The sequence below is a fragment of the Allobosea sp. 10L422 genome, assembly GCF_056395345.1.
This window is the reverse complement of sequence record NZ_JBFTJI010000010.1, coordinates 174,850-191,079: the sequence shown is the minus strand read 5'-3', so window position 1 is coordinate 191,079 and position 16,230 is coordinate 174,850. Positions and strand designations below refer to the sequence as shown.

The following is a 16,230-nucleotide window of genomic DNA, read 5'->3' as shown; positions in this document are numbered from 1 at the left end:
AATGAACACCAGCCAAGCCGCGGCGACGTATGACGTCTATGCGATCAAGTACGCGACGAATCCCAATCGGACTCGGGGACATAACTTCATCAAGGACGCTGATCCGATGGCGCCCTTCACTATGGACTTCTTCTGCTGGGTGATTATCGGCGACGGCAAGGCCATCGTCGTGGACACCGGCATGGCTCCGGAAAAGGCCGGCCGCCATGGGCATCAGTTCATCGCAAGCCCGGTCGAGACGCTGAAGAAGCTCGGCGTCGAGCCGGCCTCGGTCGAAACCGTGATCATGACCCATCTGCATTACGACCACACCGGTCACACCGAGGACTTTCCGAACGCCAAGTTCCTGCTGCAGCACGAAGAAATGGCGCATGTTACTGGGCCGTATATGGAAACGCCGTTCTTTCGGCACGCATATGAGGTCGACGAAATTCAGAAATTCCTCGGCTACCTCCACAGCGGACGGCTGAAACTTCACGGCCGAGACTTCCAGGTTGCCGACGGCATTTCAGTACACTGGGTCGGCGGTCACACGGCCGGGCAAGAGGTTGTCCGGGTTCGCACTAAGCGAGGCTGGGTCGTGCTCGCCTCCGACGCCCTCCATTACGAGGAAGAGCTCACGAGAGGCGTTCCGTTCGCAATCGTTTTCAACGTCGCGGACATGATCAAATCGCACGAGCGCATCCGAGAGCTGGCTGATAGCGACGATCACATCGTGGCGGCTCACGATCCGAAGGTCCTAGACCTTTACCCGGCTGCCTCTCCGGAGTTGGCCGGTTTGGCTGTGAAGGTTGACGAGGCTCCGACCAAAGAATTTTAGCCTCGGCGCGGCCAGTAGCCGAGCTTGAGCACATTGAGTTTTCGGCGACCGGCGATGCCGTAAACGCTGACCGCGCGGAGTGCCGCGCGGTCCAACACAAGCCTTCAATAACACACTGGGAGGTACAGCCTTGTTCAAGCGAGTTAAGGCCGCGATTGCCGCAGCGGCATTCGTCGTCGTCCTCGCGCCCTCCTTGGGCGCAGCACAACCGGCTGACTCAAAGGCGGCGACGATCATTGTGCCGTACTCGGCTGGATCGGCGTCCGACATTCTCGCCAGGCGAGTCGCGGAAGGCATGTCGAAAGCGCTGAACAGCCCATTCATCGTTGAAAACGTAGTAGGCGCCGGGGGGATTGTAGGAACGTTGCGAGCCCAGAAGGCGCCGGCCGACGGGCGAACCCTGGTCATAGGGACCCAGGGAACGCTCCTGATGAACAAGTTCATCTACAAGACGCTGAAATACGACCCGGGCAAGGATTTCATCCCGGTGATCAATCTCGTCTCGTACCCCAACCTCGTGCTCGTTCCCAAATCGCTCAACGTGAAGACACTCGACGATTTCCTTGCTCTGGCAAAGTCGCGAGCGGCGGATAAACGGCCGCTCAACTATGGCTCGGGAGGTGTCGGCTCGTCATCGCATCTGGGCGCGGAATTGCTGAAGCTCGAGGCGGGGATCGATCTCGTTCACGTACCCTACAAGTCGATCGCCGACACCTCGTCCGACATCCTGAGCGGCCGGTTGGATGTGATCTTCGGCAGCGTGAGCACATTCGCGCCGTTTGTCGCCAGCGGGGATCTGGTCGCGCTGGCGGTCACCTCGGCCGTGAGGTCGCCCGTTCTCCCGAACGTTCCGACCATCGCAGAGCGCGGTTATCCTGCGTCCGAGTTCTCCGCCTGGAATGGTTTGTTCGCTCCGGCAGGAACGCCCGACCAGATAGTCGAAAAGCTGCGAGAAGCCGCCATCAGGGCAACGACTTCTGTACGGGAGACATTCGCCTCAGAGGGCACCGACGTTCAGGCAGATGCCCCCGTTGCCTTCAAAGACTTCATCTCGCGTGAAGGCGAAAAGTGGGAGCCGGTCATCCGGAAACTCAACATCACTCTAGACTAGTTGCCGCGCACAGCCGCGAAGCACCTTTCAGCGGAACGGCGCGCGCAGGCACCGCGGGCGCCGCTTTTTTGTGGTGCCTGTCATACAGCGCGGATTGAGTTGGGGGGCCACGTGTTCGTGGCAATCGAGCCGCCCGTGCGCTATGCTCGATTTTCGTTCACAAGATAGATTTTGACGGACGCATGCCTAAGGAAATTGATGCGGTTAAGCAGCATTCGGGCCCGAGATCGGTGCTTCGAGTTTTAGAGCTGCTCCAGATGATCGCGGGCAGCGTTGATGGCTCAACATTGACAGAGCTTACCGTCAAACTCGACCTTCCGAAGACAAGCACCTTTAGCCTTCTCAAGGCGTTGGAATCGGGCGGCTATATTGCTCAACGCGCCGGGAGATATGTTCTCGGGCTCCAGGCCTTCCGCCTTGGGGTGAGTCTCAACCAGACCAGTTCGCTTGCACCGCACGTTCGCCCAGTTGTCGAGTGGCTGGCGGAAGAAACCCAAGAGACAATCCTTCTGGCGGTTGTGGCACCGGATGGTCGAGAGTTGAGCTATGTCGATGTCATCGACGCGGACCATCCGCAGCGATTCACGGTCAGGGTCGGAAATCGGCGTCCGTTCTACTGTGCCGCGGCCGGTCTGGCATTGCTCGCCTTCCTCCCGCTTGAATTCCAGCAGCGCTATATCGCCGAGACGACTTTCGTTAAGTTCACGAACGATACGGCCGACCGAGACACCTTGATCGCTCTACTGCCGGAGATTCGTCGTCAAGGGGTCGTTTTGGATGCCAACGGTATCATCGATGGGACTGCTGCGGCTGCAAGCCCAGGGTTTGATAGCGCAGGACAGGTCGTTTGCGCGGTTTCGATCGCAGGCCCTGCAACCCGTCTGGTCTCTGAAAGAGCTAGGTTTGAGGATCTCGCGATTGAAGCCGGTCGACGGATATCGGAGCGTCTCGGCTACCGGGGAGACTTTCCCGCTAAATGGCCGATCTAAAGGCCGATGCAACCCGCGAGGGCTGCACCGGCCGAGAGCATCCTAGGCATCTCGCCAAGTTTTATCGTGCTGCTCAATGCCGGCTGCTTTCACCGCGGCCGCCATATTGAGAATCTCGAACAGGGATTCTCCAGACTTGATCCGCTCACGAATGGCGACCTCACGGTTTGCCCGCTCGCGTGCACCTTCGACAGCTCGCCTCAGCTGAGCCTGAGGGATCACAAGGACGCCGTCATCGTCTGCGACGACGACGTCGCCGGGCTCGACAAGGACGCGATCGACGACGACCGGAACGTTGACGCAACCAGGTCCTCGCTTCTCGGGATGCTCCGGTGAGATTGCAGTAGCCCAGACCGGGAAATCGAGATCGCGGAGCGCTTCGACGTCGCGAACAGCACCATCCGCAACAACGCCCGCGATGCCCTTCTCCACTGCGAAGGTACAAGCGACATCTCCCCACAGGGCCCCCTGACTGCCGCCCCCGTTGGTCAGCACCAGGATCTGGCCGCGCTTTGCCACGTTGAGTGCGACATGGATCATCAGGTTATCGCCTGGATAGTTGTAGCCGGTGACCGCCGCGCCGCTGATCCGCTTGCCCTGAAGCAAGGGCCGCATGCGTGGGCCCATGAGCGACATTCGACCGGCAACGGGTCCAAGCGCTTCGTGAAGGTCCGCAATGGCGTACTTTGCGGCCTCTGCAACGAGCTCGGGATCCGGCTCGGGGATACGGGTATAGATGACAGGCTTCATCGCGTTTCTCCAAAGACTTCGCGGTTGAGGAGGGTGGCGGGGGCACCGCCGGCAAGGACAGTCTCGACGACCTCAGCGACCGCCAGTGCCATCCCTTTCATGCTGCCGCTGGTGACTCCTGCGACGTGCGGGCTGAGCACCACATTCGGGAGTGCCAAGAGCGGATTGTCGGTAGGGGGCGGCTCAACGTCGAACACATCGATGCCCGCGCCTCGGATGCGCCCCTGTTTGAGAGCCTCCGCCAACGCCACCTCGTCGATCAAACCGCCACGCGCCGTGTTCACGATGATCGAGGCGGTCGGCATAGCCGCCAGCTCTGCCTTGCCGACGATGTTTCTCGTCTTGTCGCTCAAGGGCACATGGACCGAGATCACGTCATGGCGCATGAGTTCCAGCAGATCGTCGACCTTGCGGACGCCAACCGCGTTCATCTGCTCCGTAGAAACAAAAGGATCATAGGCACTCACCTGCATTCCGAAGCCGGCGCCACAAATCTTGGCTACATAACGTGCGATTTGGCCGAAGCCCAAAAGGCCGAGAGTTCCTCCCGTCAGGTCCCCGAGCTCGATCGACCAACGTTGGTCGAAGCTCCCGGTGCGCATCAAAGCGTCCATCTCTCGTACACGCCGCAGCACCGCGAGCATGAGAGTTACCGCTCCTTCAGCAACCGCTGTAGAGTTGGTGCCCCCGGGCGTGTTGGCTACGAGGATGCCCCGTTGCGTCGCGCTGGAAATATCAATGTTATCTACGCCGGAACCGTGCTTTGCGATCAGTCTGAGCTTCGGCCGTGCTTCGATCCAATCCTTAGTGATCGGGAAAGTCCGCACGACGGCAACACTGGTCTGGCAATGCCGCGGATCGTCGGCAGCCGCGGCTGGCAAGATGAGGTCGAACGTCTGAGCGAGCCGCTCGATTCCAGCTGGATGAATTGGATCGAGGATGACGGCGACGGGCTTGCCACCTTTGTCAGGGTTCATATTGGGCATCCTGAAATTGGAAAGTGACGGACGGTCTTCGCGCTCACCCCGAGCCGAGATAGATGTCGCGGACCATGGGGTCGCCGCGCAGCTTCGCAGCTTCGGCAGCCAGTAGGCATGAGCCGGATTCCAGCACGAACCCGTGCTGGGCTACTTGAAGCGCGATGCTGGCGTTTTGTTCGACGAGTAGAATCGTAAGGCCGGTCTCCCGCAGCCCTGCGATGACCTCGAAGATCGACTGCACGATCTTCGGCGCCAGTCCGAACGAAGGCTCATCAAGTATCAGCAGCCGAGGCCGGCTCATGAGCGCGCGCCCAATGACGAGCATTTGCTGCTCACCACCGCTGAGCGTTCCCGCGACTTGCTCGCGTCTCTCAGCCAGAATGGGGAACATCGTAAAAACGCGGTCGATGTCTTCGTGTATCGACGCGTCTCCGCGACGCACGTATGCGCCCATTCGCAGGTTGTCGTTGACCGAAAGACGCGGCAGGACGCCCCTGCCCTCTGGAACGACAGCAAGGCCTCGTTCGATCCTCGAGGCCGTGCTCTGCGACGTGATGTCTTCGTTACCGAACCGGACTGAGCCTTCGCGGGCGGGCACCACTCCGAGGATCGCACGGATCAATGTGGTCTTGCCCGCTCCGTTCGCACCGATCAGACAGGCGATCTCGCCCTTCTTCACGCTCAAGTCGACGCCGTGGATAACCTCGCTGCGCCCGTAGCCGCAACGCAAGCCGCTCACGGCCAGCATGACCTCTGCTGAGGTGTTTACGCTCTCAATCATGTTGGGCCTGTGCTCCGAGATAGGCCTCGATCACGGCCTCATTTGTTCGGATCTCGGAAGGCGTGCCCTGCGCGAGCAGACGTCCGAAGTTCATCACCCAGATCCGCTTGGCCACCGACATGACAAGCTTCATGTCGTGTTCGACAACCACCACTCGGCAACCCGAAGTTTGAGCGAGCGTCTCGAACAACGCGCAAAGCCGCTGCTTCTCAACCGTGTTTAGGCCAGCGGCGGGTTCGTCGAGCAGCATGACAAGGGGCTTGGCCGTCATAGCCCGGGCCATCTCGACAAGGCGTTGCTCAAGCAACGTCAATCGATCGGGCCACAAGGACCACAGCCTCGGTTCGACCCCAGTGGCTTCAAGGCAGGCTTTTGCTCGATCCTCCGCCTCCCCAGCCCCGGAAAACCAGGCCCGGGCTCCTCGAGGCAGCGCGGAACGTGCGGCCAGGGCCACATTCTCAAGGACGCTCAGGTGTGCAAAGAGGCGCACGCCCTGGAATGTTCTTGAAACGCCTGTCCGAAAGATCTCGTCGGGTCGCAATCCGGTCACGTCGCGATCGGCAATACGGATAGCGCCTTGGGATGGCCTGATGATACCAGTCAGAACGTTGAAGAGCGTCGTCTTGCCAGCGCCGTTGGGGCCGATGATGGCGCTAACCCCGGGACCCGGCGGGATTTCGAGACTGACCTCGCTGAGTGCCCTCACCCCGCCGAAGCGAACATGCACGTCCTGGAGCGCAAGGACCGGCGCCACAGGTGCCGATTTCACGACTGCTAGGCTCATAGCACCGTCCTCGCTGCCCGAGATGGACGTCCGATCATCCGCAGCAGACGGTCTTTGACCGATGCGATGGTAGCGTGGGTAATGAGGCCAGAGGGGCGTAGGAGCAGCACGCAGAGTGTTACGCTTGCCACGAAAAGCAGCCGGTACTGAGCAAGCCCGCGAATGAGCTCGGGAACATACCCGAGCACCAGAATACCCAGGATGGCGCCATAGAAGCGATCCAACCCGCCGAACACAATCGGGAGCTGAAGCGCGATGAGTAGCGCGAACCCGAAATCATCGGGCCGGATGAACAGCACGTAGTGGGCATATAGTCCGCCGGCGAGACCGCCGAGGCCTCCACCCAGCGCAAAGACCGTCAGTTTCGCGGCAATCAGCCGTACGCCGAAGACGGGCACGATAAACTCGTCGTCTGCTATAGCGGTTCGAAGTTGGCCGAGCCTGCTGCGGTCCATCCACCAAAAGCCCAGCACGACAATTGCCGCGATCGAAGCGACCATGCCCAGCGTGGTATGGGAAGGGATGCCGACCATGCCCCCTGAGCTGCCGACCGCCTCAACATTGTTGAGGATGATGCGCAGCGATTCCGCAAAGCTCAGGCTGAAGATCGCATAGGCGAACCCGGTCAGTCGAACACGTGTCGCTAGCGCGTCGACCATAAACGCGCCACCAGCGGCGGCCAGAGCCCCCGCGGCCAGAGCAATCGGAAAGGCCACGTCACAATCGCGCGTCAGATAGGCGCTGACATAAGCGCCGATCGCAAAATAGCCGGCGATGCCAACATCGAGCTGGCGCATGGACAGGGGCAGATAATGTCCAAGTGCCGCGATCAGATAGATCAGCTGGATGATAGTGAAGGCCTCGAGGGCGCTTAGGCTCATGTCAGACGCGCTCCGCTGACTTCTGGCCAAGGAGACCGGCCGGGCGGAAGAACAGGATCACGACCATGGTCATGAAGGCGAAGAGATCGCGATAGGAGGTCGCGAGATACCCGGCCGCGATAGCCTCGACCAACCCGAGTAAGAGACCGCCAACAATGGCGCCTGGCATGCTCCCGAGCCCGCCGAACAAGACGATTGCTAGTGCCTTGAACTGCAGATGCTCTCCGACATACGGATCGATCGCGGGTATCGTCAGCCCGAGCAAAACTCCGGCGACACCCGCGAATGCCGAGGCCAACCCGACGGTCTGAGCTGAGATCGTATTGACCCGCACGCCCAGCAGGGACGCGATCAACGGAGCATCGGCGACCGCCCTGATCGCAAGGCCAAGCCAGCTGCGTTGGATGAGGACAGTCAACGCAATGACAAGAACGCAGGCGACGACGACGACCACCGCTTGGCCGACGGTGACATGCAACGTCACTCCGCCGAACTCGCCTCGCAGGAGCGTCGAGGCAATGCTGTCCGGGTATGAGATCGGCTGCCCCTGCTGCACTGAAAGACGCAGGATCTCCTGGATGATCGTTGCGATCGAGATCGTGGTCACCAAGGCAATGAGGTGGTTTTGGTCTCGGACGGGACGCAAGGCGACAAGCTCTACAGCCAGACCGAGAACAGCAGCGCCGAGGCTACCGAGAACTAGCGCGACGAGAACGCTGCCGGACCACTGAAGCGCGAAAAGCCCGATGTACGCGCCACATACGAGCACTGCGCCGTGAGCGAGATAGACAACGCGCAGGACGCCGAAGATCAACGTGAAGCCGACAGCCACTAGGGCGTAGCTCCCGCCAATGGTGAGACCGTTCACAACTTGCTGTAGAAAAATCTGCATCCGAGCGCCTTGGATCCTGAGAGTCGAGTACTCAGCGCTTCCGCAACCCGATCCGCGGTTCGCTGCACGACAGCACGGCTAGGGGTGTGCGTGCGGGAGCGGATTGGGCGCTCCCGCCGGATACAATGCGCTAGTTCGCCACGCGCGTCGGCTTCCCATCCCGGAATACCAGGACTGTAACCGGCTTGATCGCGTAGCCGCCAGGTGCGATCGACATCGGACCTGAGATGCTCTGCCAGTCCTTTAGTCCCGCAAGCTTATCGCTAAACGCCTGGCGCTCCGCGCCGCGCTTTTCCGCCGAGCCGCTGGCACCCGCGTTCTCGATTAACGCCTTGACCAAGAAGATTAGGTCGTAGGTCTGCGTGCTGAGCTGCGTCGGAGCTCTGCCGTTGTTGCGGCTGGAGAACGTCTCGACGAAGCGCTTGACCCGCGGATCGTCGGACGACGAAGGGTCGAACTCCGTATAACGATAAACACCTTCCAAAGCTTCCGGACCTGCAGCCATGACAAGCGGCGTAAAGGCCGACTGCGTGATGAGCATCGCAGCCTTGGAGTGGGTGCGCTTCATCTCCTTCATCACGCCGACGGCGCCCTTGTCAGTCGTCGACAAGATAACCAAGTCGGGATTAAGCCCGGCGATCCGCGTGACGATCGGCCCGAATTCGAGGTCTGTACTGCTTATGGTCAGGACTTCGGTAGGGACGCCCTTGGCTTTGAGCGTATTCAGCGAAACCGCACCCTGATCGTTCGCAGCAGCATCGCCACGATCGATAACGACCACGGCTCGACTGGGCTTGAGTTTCTGCACCAGCAACTCGACAGCCTGCGGAGTGATGACCGAAGCCGGACTGGCATAAGTGAAGGTCCAAGGCCGATTCTTGTCCGTCAGACCGCTGGCAGCTGCTGACGACGAGATCGCGGGGCATTCGATCTTGTTGGCAATCGGAAAGGCGACCTGCGCCTCGTTCGACATGCTGGGTCCCAGGACCGCGAACGCGTCCTGGCACGCCTGCCGCATCAGGCTCACGACCTGACCGTTGTTGCTCTGAGTGTCGAGAATGGAGAGGTCGATCTTGCGACCCGCAATCCCGCCAGCGGCGTTGATCTCGTCTCGCGCAATCTCCATTCCAAGTTTGAATTCGACCGCGTAATTAGCGTACGGCCCGGTGACAGGTAGTAGCGTTGCCAGTTTCCAGTCCGTAGTCTGCGCAGCGCTGGGCATCCCCGATAGTAATGACACAGCAATAGCGCAAACCACGCCTTTGAAGACGAACTTCGCTTCCATAATTCCCTCCCTGAAGCTTGTTATTTTTTTTAGCTTAGAAGATTTTCGCGGAACGTCGTGCCGCGATATGAAGTCCTGTAAACTCCACGGCGTTGGAGGATCGGGACAACCTCATCCACAAAGTGCTCGATGCTGGTCGGCGTCACGGTCGGCGTGACGTTGAAACCATGACAGCCAGACTCTCGCCAGAAGGTCTCCAGCTGGTCTGCAACCTGGTCGGGAGTTCCAACGAGCTGCGGCACGCCGACGGATTTCCCCCAGTGCATCGCGACGTCACGAAGCGTAACCGGCCGGTCTCCGAAATTAGCAGACATCGCAGCCATCAAACCGCGCGAGCCCTGGGTGTCGATTTCGACCAGAGGCTTATCGAGCTCCATCTGGCTGAAATCGACGCCGAGCGAACCGGACAGGCGGCTGAGCGCAGCATCCAGCGGAATGCGCTCGACGAGTTCCTCCTGATGACGCTTGGCTTCGGCCTCGGTGCCACCCAGGATCGGTTGAATTCCGAACGTAACGCGCGGAGCTTCGGTGCCGGCGTCAGCTGCGGCTCCATTGAGCTGACGCATGAATTTCTGCATCCCCTGGAGATGCGGTTGGATGCCGAACACGACGTCCGCATGCTTCAGAGCGAATTGCTGGCCTCGCCCCGACGAGCCCGCTTGGAAGATTACCGGTCGACCTTGAGGCGAAGGAAGCGTTGGGGAGGTCGTGTGGCACTTGTAATAGGCGCCTTCGTGCTTGATGACGTCGACCTTTGATGGGTCAGCGAAAACCCCGTTCTTCCGATCGGCCAGAATGGCGCCATCCTTGATGCCATTCCAGAGCGCGTAGCAGACATCCATGAACTCATCCGCTTTGTCGTAGCGAACATCGTGGTCGAGTTGCTCCACACCCAATGCTCGGTGTTCGCCTCGCAGATGGCCCGTAACCACATTCCATCCTACGCGACCGCCGCTCAGATAATCGAGAGTCGAGAGAGTTCGAACCGCCATGTAGGGCTGGATTGCCGACACGGATAGCGTAGCCGCCAGCCCGAGATTTTCGGTCACCGCAGCCAGGGCGCTCAGCAGAACGACCGGGTCGTGCGAAGGCCAGGACACTCCGTACCGAACAGCCTCATCGGTGCGCTCGTGGAAGCGATCGAATGTTCCGGGCGTATCCCCAAAGAAGATCCCATCAAACAAGCCCCGTTCCGTTGTCCGCGCGAGGTCTTGCCACATCTTGAGGTTGCCTAGCGTTTCGAGACGCTGGTCGTCAGGGTGAGCCCAACTCAAAATCGTATGATTGATCGGCGAATGGATCAGGAAACTGATCAGGTGCATGCCGCTGGTCACAATCGTCCACCCTTTCCTGCCAGCCGACGTCACGCCCTACCGGTCATGCGTTAGCCACGTCAGTGCGTTTCCGAGAAATTTTGTTCTTGTATCGGAACGTCAGTTCCTATTAAAGAACTGACTATAAGGATTGATCCATGTCAAGGGTCACAAGGGAGGAATGATGTATCCTGCGCCGCCGACCGTCGATGCGACGATCTTCACCCAGATTCCCGATAAGTTTTTCAAGACCGGTCAGAGGTCGGAATGGGCGGAGGTCCAGTTCAACGGAGCTCCGACACCAACCTTCCTCGAAGGGCCGTCATTCGATCGAAACGGCGATCTGTGGGTCGTGGACATCCCCTGGGGCCGGTTGTTCCGCATCACGCCCGGCGGAGAGGTGTTTGTTGGAGCAGAATACGACGGCGAGCCGAATGGGCTGAAATTCCATAAGGACGGCCGTGGCTTTATTACCGATCATCGTCGAGGAATCATGGTCCTTGACCCGATCAGCGGCCTCGTCGAGCCGTTTCTTGAGCGGGTTAATCTTCAAAGCTTCAAAGGGGTGAACGACCTCATCTTCGCATCAAACGGAGATATGTACTTCACCGACCAGGGTCAGACGGGGCATCACGACCCGAGTGGGCGTCTTTATAGGCTGAATTCCGCCGGGAAGCTTGAATGCATCCTCGATGGTATTCCAAGTCCAAATGGACTGGTCCTTAACAAGAGCGAGACAGCTGTCTTCCTCGCAGTCACGCGGGCTAACGCTGTTTGGCGTGTGCCTTTGATGCGTGATGGATCAGCCAGCAAAGTGGGAACCTTTATCCAGATGACAGGCGGCAGCGGACCCGATGGGTTAGCTATCGACGAGGATGACAACCTGGCGGTCTGCCATGTCGGTCTGGGAAGCGTTTGGCTGTTCAATGCGCTGGGAGAGCCGATCCTGCGCATCAAATCGCCGGTCGGTCCGTTGACGACGAACTGCGCCTACGGCGGACCGGATCGCAGAACCCTCTTCATCACCGAATCCAAGAGCGGAACCATCCTAACAGCCCAGATGCCGGTCCCTGGTCGGACAATGTTCTCTCATCACGGCTGAAATCCGCCAACGTTTCCGGAAAGGACAGTTCATGAGCCCATTGCTCAGTCAGCAGCCGACGGAAGTTGGCGATCCAGCCGCCGATCCAGCCTCGTTCCGGCGCTGCCTTGGCCAGTTTGCGACTGGAGTGACGGTGATCACGGCCTCCGGCGCCGAGAGCCTCGTCGGAATGACAGCAAATTCGTTCTCGTCGGTATCGCTCGACCCTCCTCTTGTCTTGTGGTCAGCGAAACAAGGCAGCCCGAGCTTTCCGGCATTTGAGTCCGCTTCACATTTTGCGATCAACATCCTGTCGGACGATCAAATTCACCTATCGAAGCACTTCGGGAAATCGGGTCCGGACAAGTTCGAGGAGGTCGCCTGGGAACCTGGTGCTGGAGGCGCACCTCTGTTGCATGGCGTCCTCGCAAGCCTCGAATGTCGGCGAGTAGCTAGCTACCCCGGAGGCGATCACACCATATTCGTGGGCCAAGTCGAGCGATTCACCCGTTTCGATCGCTCCGCGCTCCTCTTCGTCCAGGGCCGCTATGGGATCGCCGCAGATCACCCGGAAGCCGGGACGCAGCAATCGTCTCATCCAGGCGTGGCCGCGGGGCCGATGAACGAATTCCTCACGGCGCTTCTCTATCGGGCACATGGCTCTCTTTCGGCCGCGCTTGAGGAAGGCCGCAAGGCCGAGGGCCTGAGCCTGCTTCAGACACGATTGATGTCGGCGATCGAGACGCTGCCGAACAGAAACCTCGAGGATCTGCTTCCGCATCTGTTTTTGGGGGCCAACGCTGCTCAGGGAACCGTGGAAGAGCTGAAGGCGATGGGGATCGTTGCTATCTCGAACAAGGGATTGCTGACGCTCACCGCCTACGGCATCGACAGAAGCAGGGCCCTGCTGGCTCGGGCCAGAGACATTGAAGCCCGCAATATCGCTGATCTGCCTGCCGCAGACGTTGCGGCGTGCAGGCGAGTGCTCAATCGCCTGATCAGCCGCGACGACGAGCAGCCCCTTTCCGTGGGCTCAGCAAGACAGGCCGGTTGAGATCGGATGAGAGCCCTCGCTCATCCGATGCGAGATCCGGACGCTTGTTCTCGTGGCGGGAATCAGCGCACGAAGCGTTCCTGCCACGATTTCATTTCGTCTGTACGATCCAGCTTTCTAAGCTGCTCAGACGAAGCGGACTGCTCAAGCAGATGATCGACAGACGGCAAGCTCTGCAGGTTGCGATATGCGTCATCGATCGCCTTGACCGCCATCCTGTACGGCAAGTGCGGCAAGAACCGGATACGAACCCGGGACCTAGCTAGCACGGCCTCGTCCTGGATCACCTCCGGTGACAATCCCAAGACGAAGATCGGCAACTGCGTTGCAGACGCAATGTCGACGAGGTCCTGCCGCTCGTTGGGAAGCTCGGGAAACATCAAAGCTTGAGCGCCTGTGTCCGAGTAAGCCTTAAGGCGCCGGAGCGCTTCGTCGCGGGGCAGCTCGGAAAGCGCGCTTGTACGAGCGACGATGACCGTATCCTGGTCACGCCTTGCGGCGACGGCCGCCCGCAATTTCCCAACTTGCTCCTCCTCGGAGAGCATCAGCGAATGGCGACGGATTGCTTCGCCAAACGATCGCGGCACAGCATTGTCCTCAATCTCTACCGCGCAGACGCCCGCGGCCTCCAGCTCGCGAACGGTCCGGGCAACATTGAGAGCGTTACCACCACCGTCATCCGCGTCGACGATCAAGCAGTTATCGCTGACCCGGGTGATCCGCTGACATATATCCACCAGATCGCTCATGTTCGACAAGTTAACGCCATCAGGGACGGCGAGATTGGCGAATTTTCCGAAGGAACCCGATAGCTTTGATACTTCCCAACCCTGCATATCGGCAATTCTGGCCGACAGGGGGTCAAAAATAGGGGCGGCCGCAACGCATGAATTCCGGCACAATATGTCGTTAAACTTCTTTCGAGTTGACAACATAGCTTGCTCCAAGCGGTTTCTGCATGGCTGAACGACCGCTCCAGCTCGGTCGGACCATGGCGTCGAAAAACTTCGCTACGGCCAAGCCGTATCTCAGGCCAGTCACTGGCTCAGGTTACGGCGTTAACCTGCTAATCGCTTCAAGCCTGGATGCTCAAGCGCTCAGCCATCTCAGGGAGGCAGGCTAATTCGTCGCAGTACTGCATTAAGCGCACGCGAGCCCATGAGGGCCGCGGCGCTGTGACGCTCGACCTAGCCTTTACGCGGGATGGTGAGACAGCGACCACCGTCCAATCAATCGGCGAGGATGCCGCTCTTCTTTGCGGTCCACGTCGCCAGATAGTCCATCAGCGCCGGCGATAAGCAATCGTAGGGCGCCAGGCCAATGTCTTCCAGGTTGGCGCGAATACCATCCATCTCGGACGGATGGACGCCACCTTCTATAACGGAGGACACAAAGGCCGCGAAACCGGGCTCCGGCCAATTGTCGGTATCGAAGAGCTCCGGATGGATGAACGTCAGGCCTTTGAATGCATGGTCCCGTTCCACAGGGCCATGCATATGGGTCCCACAGCTGTCGCAGGCAAAGCGTTGAATGAGCGCTGTGGGATCGACGACGGCTAGTTTGTCGCCGTTCTCGGCGACGGAAACTGTCTCCGTCGGCGCCACGGCTACGACCGAAAATGCCGCCCCCTCAGGCTTCCAGCATTTGGTGCATCCGCAGGCATGATTGTGGGCAATGCCACCTGAGATCTTCACCTTAACGGGACGGTCGGCGCATTTGCAGGTCAATACACCACCGGCAAAGCTGCCATCGCTCTTTTCGACCCCGTTCTGGATCAATGGGTGAAGCAAAACGCTCATTGTCTCCTCCTCTTTTGTAATTCGGCACCAACCGGTCAGTAAACCACGACGCTGCGGATGGACTTGCCCTCATGCATGAGGTCGAAGCCGTGGTTGATCTCGTCGAGGGTCAATTTGTGGGTGATCAGGTCGTCGATGTTGATCTTGCCCTCCATGTACCAGTCGACGATCTTGGGCACATCGGTGCGGCCGCGCGCCCCGCCGAAGGCGGTGCCGCGCCAGACCCGGCCGGTGACGAGCTGGAAGGGCCGTGTCGCGATCTCCTTGCCGGCCTCCGCGACGCCGATGATGATCGATTCACCCCAGCCGCGATGGCAGCACTCCAGCGCCTGACGCATGACGTTGACGTTGCCGGTGGCGTCGAAAGAGAAATCGGCGCCGCCGCCGGCAGGTCGACGATCGCCTGCACGACCTTGTCGTTGCCGATCTCGGCCGGGTTGATGAAGTCGGTCATGCCGAACTTCTTCGCCATCTCGCGCTTGGCCGGGTTGATGTCGACGCCGATGATCTTGTCGGCCCCGACCATACGGGCGCCCTGGATGACGTTGAGGCCGATGCCGCCGAGCCCGAAGACCACGACATTGGCGCCCGGCCAGACCTTGGCCGTGTAGATCACCGCGCCGATGCCGGTGGTGACGCCGCAGCCGATGTAGCAGATCTTGTCGAAGGGCGCGTCCTCGCGGACCTTGGCGAGCGCGATCTCGGGCAGCACGGTGAAGTTCGCGAAGGTCGAACAGCCCATGTAGTGGAAGACCTCGCCGCCATCGCAGGAGAAGCGCGAGGTTCCATCGGGCATTAGCCCTTGCCCCTGCGTCGAGCGGATCGACGTGCAGAGATTGGTGCGGCGCGACAGGCAAGACTTACAGTTGCGGCATTCCGGCGTGTAGAGCGGGATGACGTGATCGCCGACCTTCAGCGTGGTGACGCCGGCGCCGACCTCGCGGACGATGCCGGCGCCCTCATGGCCGAGGATCGCGGGGAACTTGCCCTCGGAGTCCAAGCCAGACAGCGTGTAGGCGTCGGTGTGGCAGATGCCGGTCGCCATCACCTCGATGAGGACCTCGCCGGCCTTCGGCCCGCCGATGTCGATGGTCTCGATGGTGAGCGGCTTGCCAGCCTCCCAGGCGACGGCTGCTCTCGACTTCATGACGCTTCCCCTCAAGGCGCAAACGGCGCCTATTTGAGGTAGGCGCGCAGAATTTTCATGATCTCATCCATCGCGTCGTTGGCGACGGACGGGTCTGTCTCGCTCGGTGCGGGAGCCACTGTTTCCCGCAGGTATATTTCGACAACCTCGGCCATCAGGCCACCTGCCGCACCACGCATCGCCGCGATCTGCTGGAGCAGCAGTCGGCAATCGGTGCCGGCCTCAACCGCCTTCTCAAGCGCGACCACCTGGCCTTTGATACGCCGAAGTCGCGTTGTGGCGCGCCTCTTGTCCTCTACCGAATATGGCATCGTGCCTCGTTGGTTTGGATCACATACTGGTGGCAGTATGTCAATATACTACCGGGGGTATCGAGGTGTGGCTGCGAGTGATCGCTCTAGCATTCCTCTGTCCCTTCCTTAACGGATCCGAGTCTGCGCAAATAGGACCAGCAACCGTCTCGGGTTCACGGCTCATCCGAACGGCGCCGTGCCCGACCCAGCGAATGGCAGCTTGAACCAGTATGTGCTGGTCGATGATTACCACAGAAGACTTCGAGCCAG

16 protein-coding genes and 1 pseudogene are annotated in these 16,230 nt (G+C 60.0%); 5 read left to right on the top strand and 12 right to left on the bottom strand.

Annotation, left to right across the window (positions count from 1 at the left end; genetic code table 11):
* Position 1 precedes the first annotated feature (1 nt).
* From AC1DEZ_RS19735 to AC1DEZ_RS19725, 3 genes are all read left to right on the top strand, one after another.
* Entirely contained in the window at positions 2–820 is an 819-nt protein-coding gene (locus tag AC1DEZ_RS19735; RefSeq protein ID WP_476780521.1) for an N-acyl homoserine lactonase family protein, read from the top strand.
* A 130-nt stretch (positions 821–950) separates the two neighbouring features.
* Positions 951–1,931: a Bug family tripartite tricarboxylate transporter substrate binding protein gene (locus tag AC1DEZ_RS19730; RefSeq protein ID WP_476780520.1), complete on the top strand. Its 981-nt coding sequence runs from the start codon at positions 951–953 to the stop codon at positions 1,929–1,931.
* A 182-nt stretch (positions 1,932–2,113) separates the two neighbouring features.
* Positions 2,114–2,920 carry an IclR family transcriptional regulator gene (locus AC1DEZ_RS19725; protein ID WP_476780519.1) on the top strand — a complete coding sequence of 269 codons (807 nt, stop codon included), beginning with the start codon at positions 2,114–2,116 and terminating at the stop codon, positions 2,918–2,920.
* Positions 2,921–2,962: 42 nt separating this feature from the next.
* Here the strand turns inward: AC1DEZ_RS19725 and AC1DEZ_RS19720 are convergent, their stop codons facing one another.
* The 8 genes from AC1DEZ_RS19720 to AC1DEZ_RS19685 all read right to left on the bottom strand — a co-directional run bounded on the left by AC1DEZ_RS19720 (position 2,963) and on the right by AC1DEZ_RS19685 (position 10,595).
* Positions 2,963–3,670: a 4-carboxy-4-hydroxy-2-oxoadipate aldolase/oxaloacetate decarboxylase gene (locus tag AC1DEZ_RS19720; protein WP_476780518.1), complete on the bottom strand. Its 708-nt coding sequence runs from the start codon at positions 3,668–3,670 to the stop codon at positions 2,963–2,965.
* Complete coding sequence (locus tag AC1DEZ_RS19715) at positions 3,667–4,647, bottom strand: NAD(P)-dependent oxidoreductase (protein WP_476780517.1); 981 nt, start codon at positions 4,645–4,647, stop codon at positions 3,667–3,669. Before AC1DEZ_RS19715 ends, AC1DEZ_RS19720 begins: the two co-directional genes overlap by 4 nt.
* A 43-nt stretch (positions 4,648–4,690) precedes the next feature.
* Complete coding sequence (locus AC1DEZ_RS19710) at positions 4,691–5,398, bottom strand: ABC transporter ATP-binding protein (protein WP_476780516.1); 708 nt, start codon at positions 5,396–5,398, stop codon at positions 4,691–4,693.
* Positions 5,399–5,423: 25 nt separating this feature from the next.
* Complete coding sequence (locus tag AC1DEZ_RS19705) at positions 5,424–6,215, bottom strand: ABC transporter ATP-binding protein (RefSeq protein ID WP_476780515.1); 792 nt, start codon at positions 6,213–6,215, stop codon at positions 5,424–5,426.
* On the bottom strand, positions 6,212–7,096 hold the full coding sequence (locus AC1DEZ_RS19700) for a branched-chain amino acid ABC transporter permease (protein ID WP_476780514.1): 885 nt from the start codon (positions 7,094–7,096) through the stop codon (positions 6,212–6,214). The genes AC1DEZ_RS19705 and AC1DEZ_RS19700 overlap by 4 nt, the downstream gene beginning before the upstream one ends.
* Before the next feature lies 1 nt (position 7,097).
* Positions 7,098–7,988 (bottom strand): branched-chain amino acid ABC transporter permease, encoded by an 891-nt coding sequence (locus AC1DEZ_RS19695; protein ID WP_476780513.1) that lies wholly within the window; start codon positions 7,986–7,988, stop codon positions 7,098–7,100.
* 130 nt (positions 7,989–8,118) lie between these two features.
* Positions 8,119–9,273 carry an ABC transporter substrate-binding protein gene (locus tag AC1DEZ_RS19690; RefSeq protein ID WP_476780512.1) on the bottom strand — a complete coding sequence of 385 codons (1,155 nt, stop codon included), beginning with the start codon at positions 9,271–9,273 and terminating at the stop codon, positions 8,119–8,121.
* 29 nt (positions 9,274–9,302) lie between these two features.
* A complete protein-coding gene (locus AC1DEZ_RS19685) occupies positions 9,303–10,595 on the bottom strand; it encodes an NtaA/DmoA family FMN-dependent monooxygenase (RefSeq protein WP_476780511.1) in 1,293 nt (430 codons plus the stop codon).
* A gap of 172 nt (positions 10,596–10,767) precedes the next feature.
* Here AC1DEZ_RS19685 and AC1DEZ_RS19680 point away from each other — a divergent pair, with 172 nt between their 5' ends.
* Positions 10,768–11,688 (top strand): SMP-30/gluconolactonase/LRE family protein, encoded by a 921-nt coding sequence (locus AC1DEZ_RS19680; RefSeq protein WP_476780510.1) that lies wholly within the window; start codon positions 10,768–10,770, stop codon positions 11,686–11,688.
* A 31-nt stretch (positions 11,689–11,719) separates the two neighbouring features.
* The gene (locus tag AC1DEZ_RS19675) at positions 11,720–12,721 is read left to right on the top strand and encodes a flavin reductase (protein WP_476780509.1); all 1,002 of its coding nucleotides are present in this window, start codon (positions 11,720–11,722) and stop codon (positions 12,719–12,721) included.
* Positions 12,722–12,783: 62 nt separating this feature from the next.
* Here the strand turns inward: AC1DEZ_RS19675 and AC1DEZ_RS19670 are convergent, their stop codons facing one another.
* The 4 genes and pseudogenes from AC1DEZ_RS19670 to AC1DEZ_RS19655 form a co-directional block, all read right to left on the bottom strand.
* Positions 12,784–13,656: an isocitrate lyase/PEP mutase family protein gene (locus AC1DEZ_RS19670; protein WP_476780508.1), complete on the bottom strand. Its 873-nt coding sequence runs from the start codon at positions 13,654–13,656 to the stop codon at positions 12,784–12,786.
* A 294-nt stretch (positions 13,657–13,950) separates the two neighbouring features.
* The gene (gfa, locus tag AC1DEZ_RS19665; protein WP_476780507.1) at positions 13,951–14,520 is read right to left on the bottom strand and encodes an S-(hydroxymethyl)glutathione synthase; all 570 of its coding nucleotides are present in this window, start codon (positions 14,518–14,520) and stop codon (positions 13,951–13,953) included.
* A 35-nt stretch (positions 14,521–14,555) separates the two neighbouring features.
* A pseudogene (locus tag AC1DEZ_RS19660) lies at positions 14,556–15,667 on the bottom strand (S-(hydroxymethyl)glutathione dehydrogenase/class III alcohol dehydrogenase).
* Between the two features lie 29 nt (positions 15,668–15,696).
* Positions 15,697–15,978: a metal/formaldehyde-sensitive transcriptional repressor gene (locus AC1DEZ_RS19655; protein WP_476780506.1), complete on the bottom strand. Its 282-nt coding sequence runs from the start codon at positions 15,976–15,978 to the stop codon at positions 15,697–15,699.
* Positions 15,979–16,230: the final 252 nt, after the last annotated feature.

Coding starts and splice junctions, on each gene's coding strand:
- AC1DEZ_RS19695 (WP_476780513.1), bottom strand. CDS start 7,988: ATGCAGATTTTTCTACAGCAAGTTGTGAACGGTCTCACCATTGGCGGG.
- AC1DEZ_RS19720 (WP_476780518.1), bottom strand. CDS start 3,670: ATGAAGCCTGTCATCTATACCCGTATCCCCGAGCCGGATCCCGAGCTC.
- AC1DEZ_RS19680 (WP_476780510.1), top strand. CDS start 10,768: ATGATGTATCCTGCGCCGCCGACCGTCGATGCGACGATCTTCACCCAG.
- AC1DEZ_RS19670 (WP_476780508.1), bottom strand. CDS start 13,656: ATGTTGTCAACTCGAAAGAAGTTTAACGACATATTGTGCCGGAATTCA.
- AC1DEZ_RS19690 (WP_476780512.1), bottom strand. CDS start 9,273: ATGGAAGCGAAGTTCGTCTTCAAAGGCGTGGTTTGCGCTATTGCTGTG.
- AC1DEZ_RS19700 (WP_476780514.1), bottom strand. CDS start 7,096: ATGAGCCTAAGCGCCCTCGAGGCCTTCACTATCATCCAGCTGATCTAT.
- AC1DEZ_RS19655 (WP_476780506.1), bottom strand. CDS start 15,978: ATGCCATATTCGGTAGAGGACAAGAGGCGCGCCACAACGCGACTTCGG.
- AC1DEZ_RS19710 (WP_476780516.1), bottom strand. CDS start 5,398: ATGCTGGCCGTGAGCGGCTTGCGTTGCGGCTACGGGCGCAGCGAGGTT.
- AC1DEZ_RS19725 (WP_476780519.1), top strand. CDS start 2,114: ATGCCTAAGGAAATTGATGCGGTTAAGCAGCATTCGGGCCCGAGATCG.
- AC1DEZ_RS19675 (WP_476780509.1), top strand. CDS start 11,720: ATGAGCCCATTGCTCAGTCAGCAGCCGACGGAAGTTGGCGATCCAGCC.
- gfa (WP_476780507.1), bottom strand. CDS start 14,520: ATGAGCGTTTTGCTTCACCCATTGATCCAGAACGGGGTCGAAAAGAGC.
- AC1DEZ_RS19685 (WP_476780511.1), bottom strand. CDS start 10,595: ATGCACCTGATCAGTTTCCTGATCCATTCGCCGATCAATCATACGATT.
- AC1DEZ_RS19705 (WP_476780515.1), bottom strand. CDS start 6,215: ATGAGCCTAGCAGTCGTGAAATCGGCACCTGTGGCGCCGGTCCTTGCG.
- AC1DEZ_RS19715 (WP_476780517.1), bottom strand. CDS start 4,647: ATGAACCCTGACAAAGGTGGCAAGCCCGTCGCCGTCATCCTCGATCCA.
- AC1DEZ_RS19735 (WP_476780521.1), top strand. CDS start 2: ATGAACACCAGCCAAGCCGCGGCGACGTATGACGTCTATGCGATCAAG.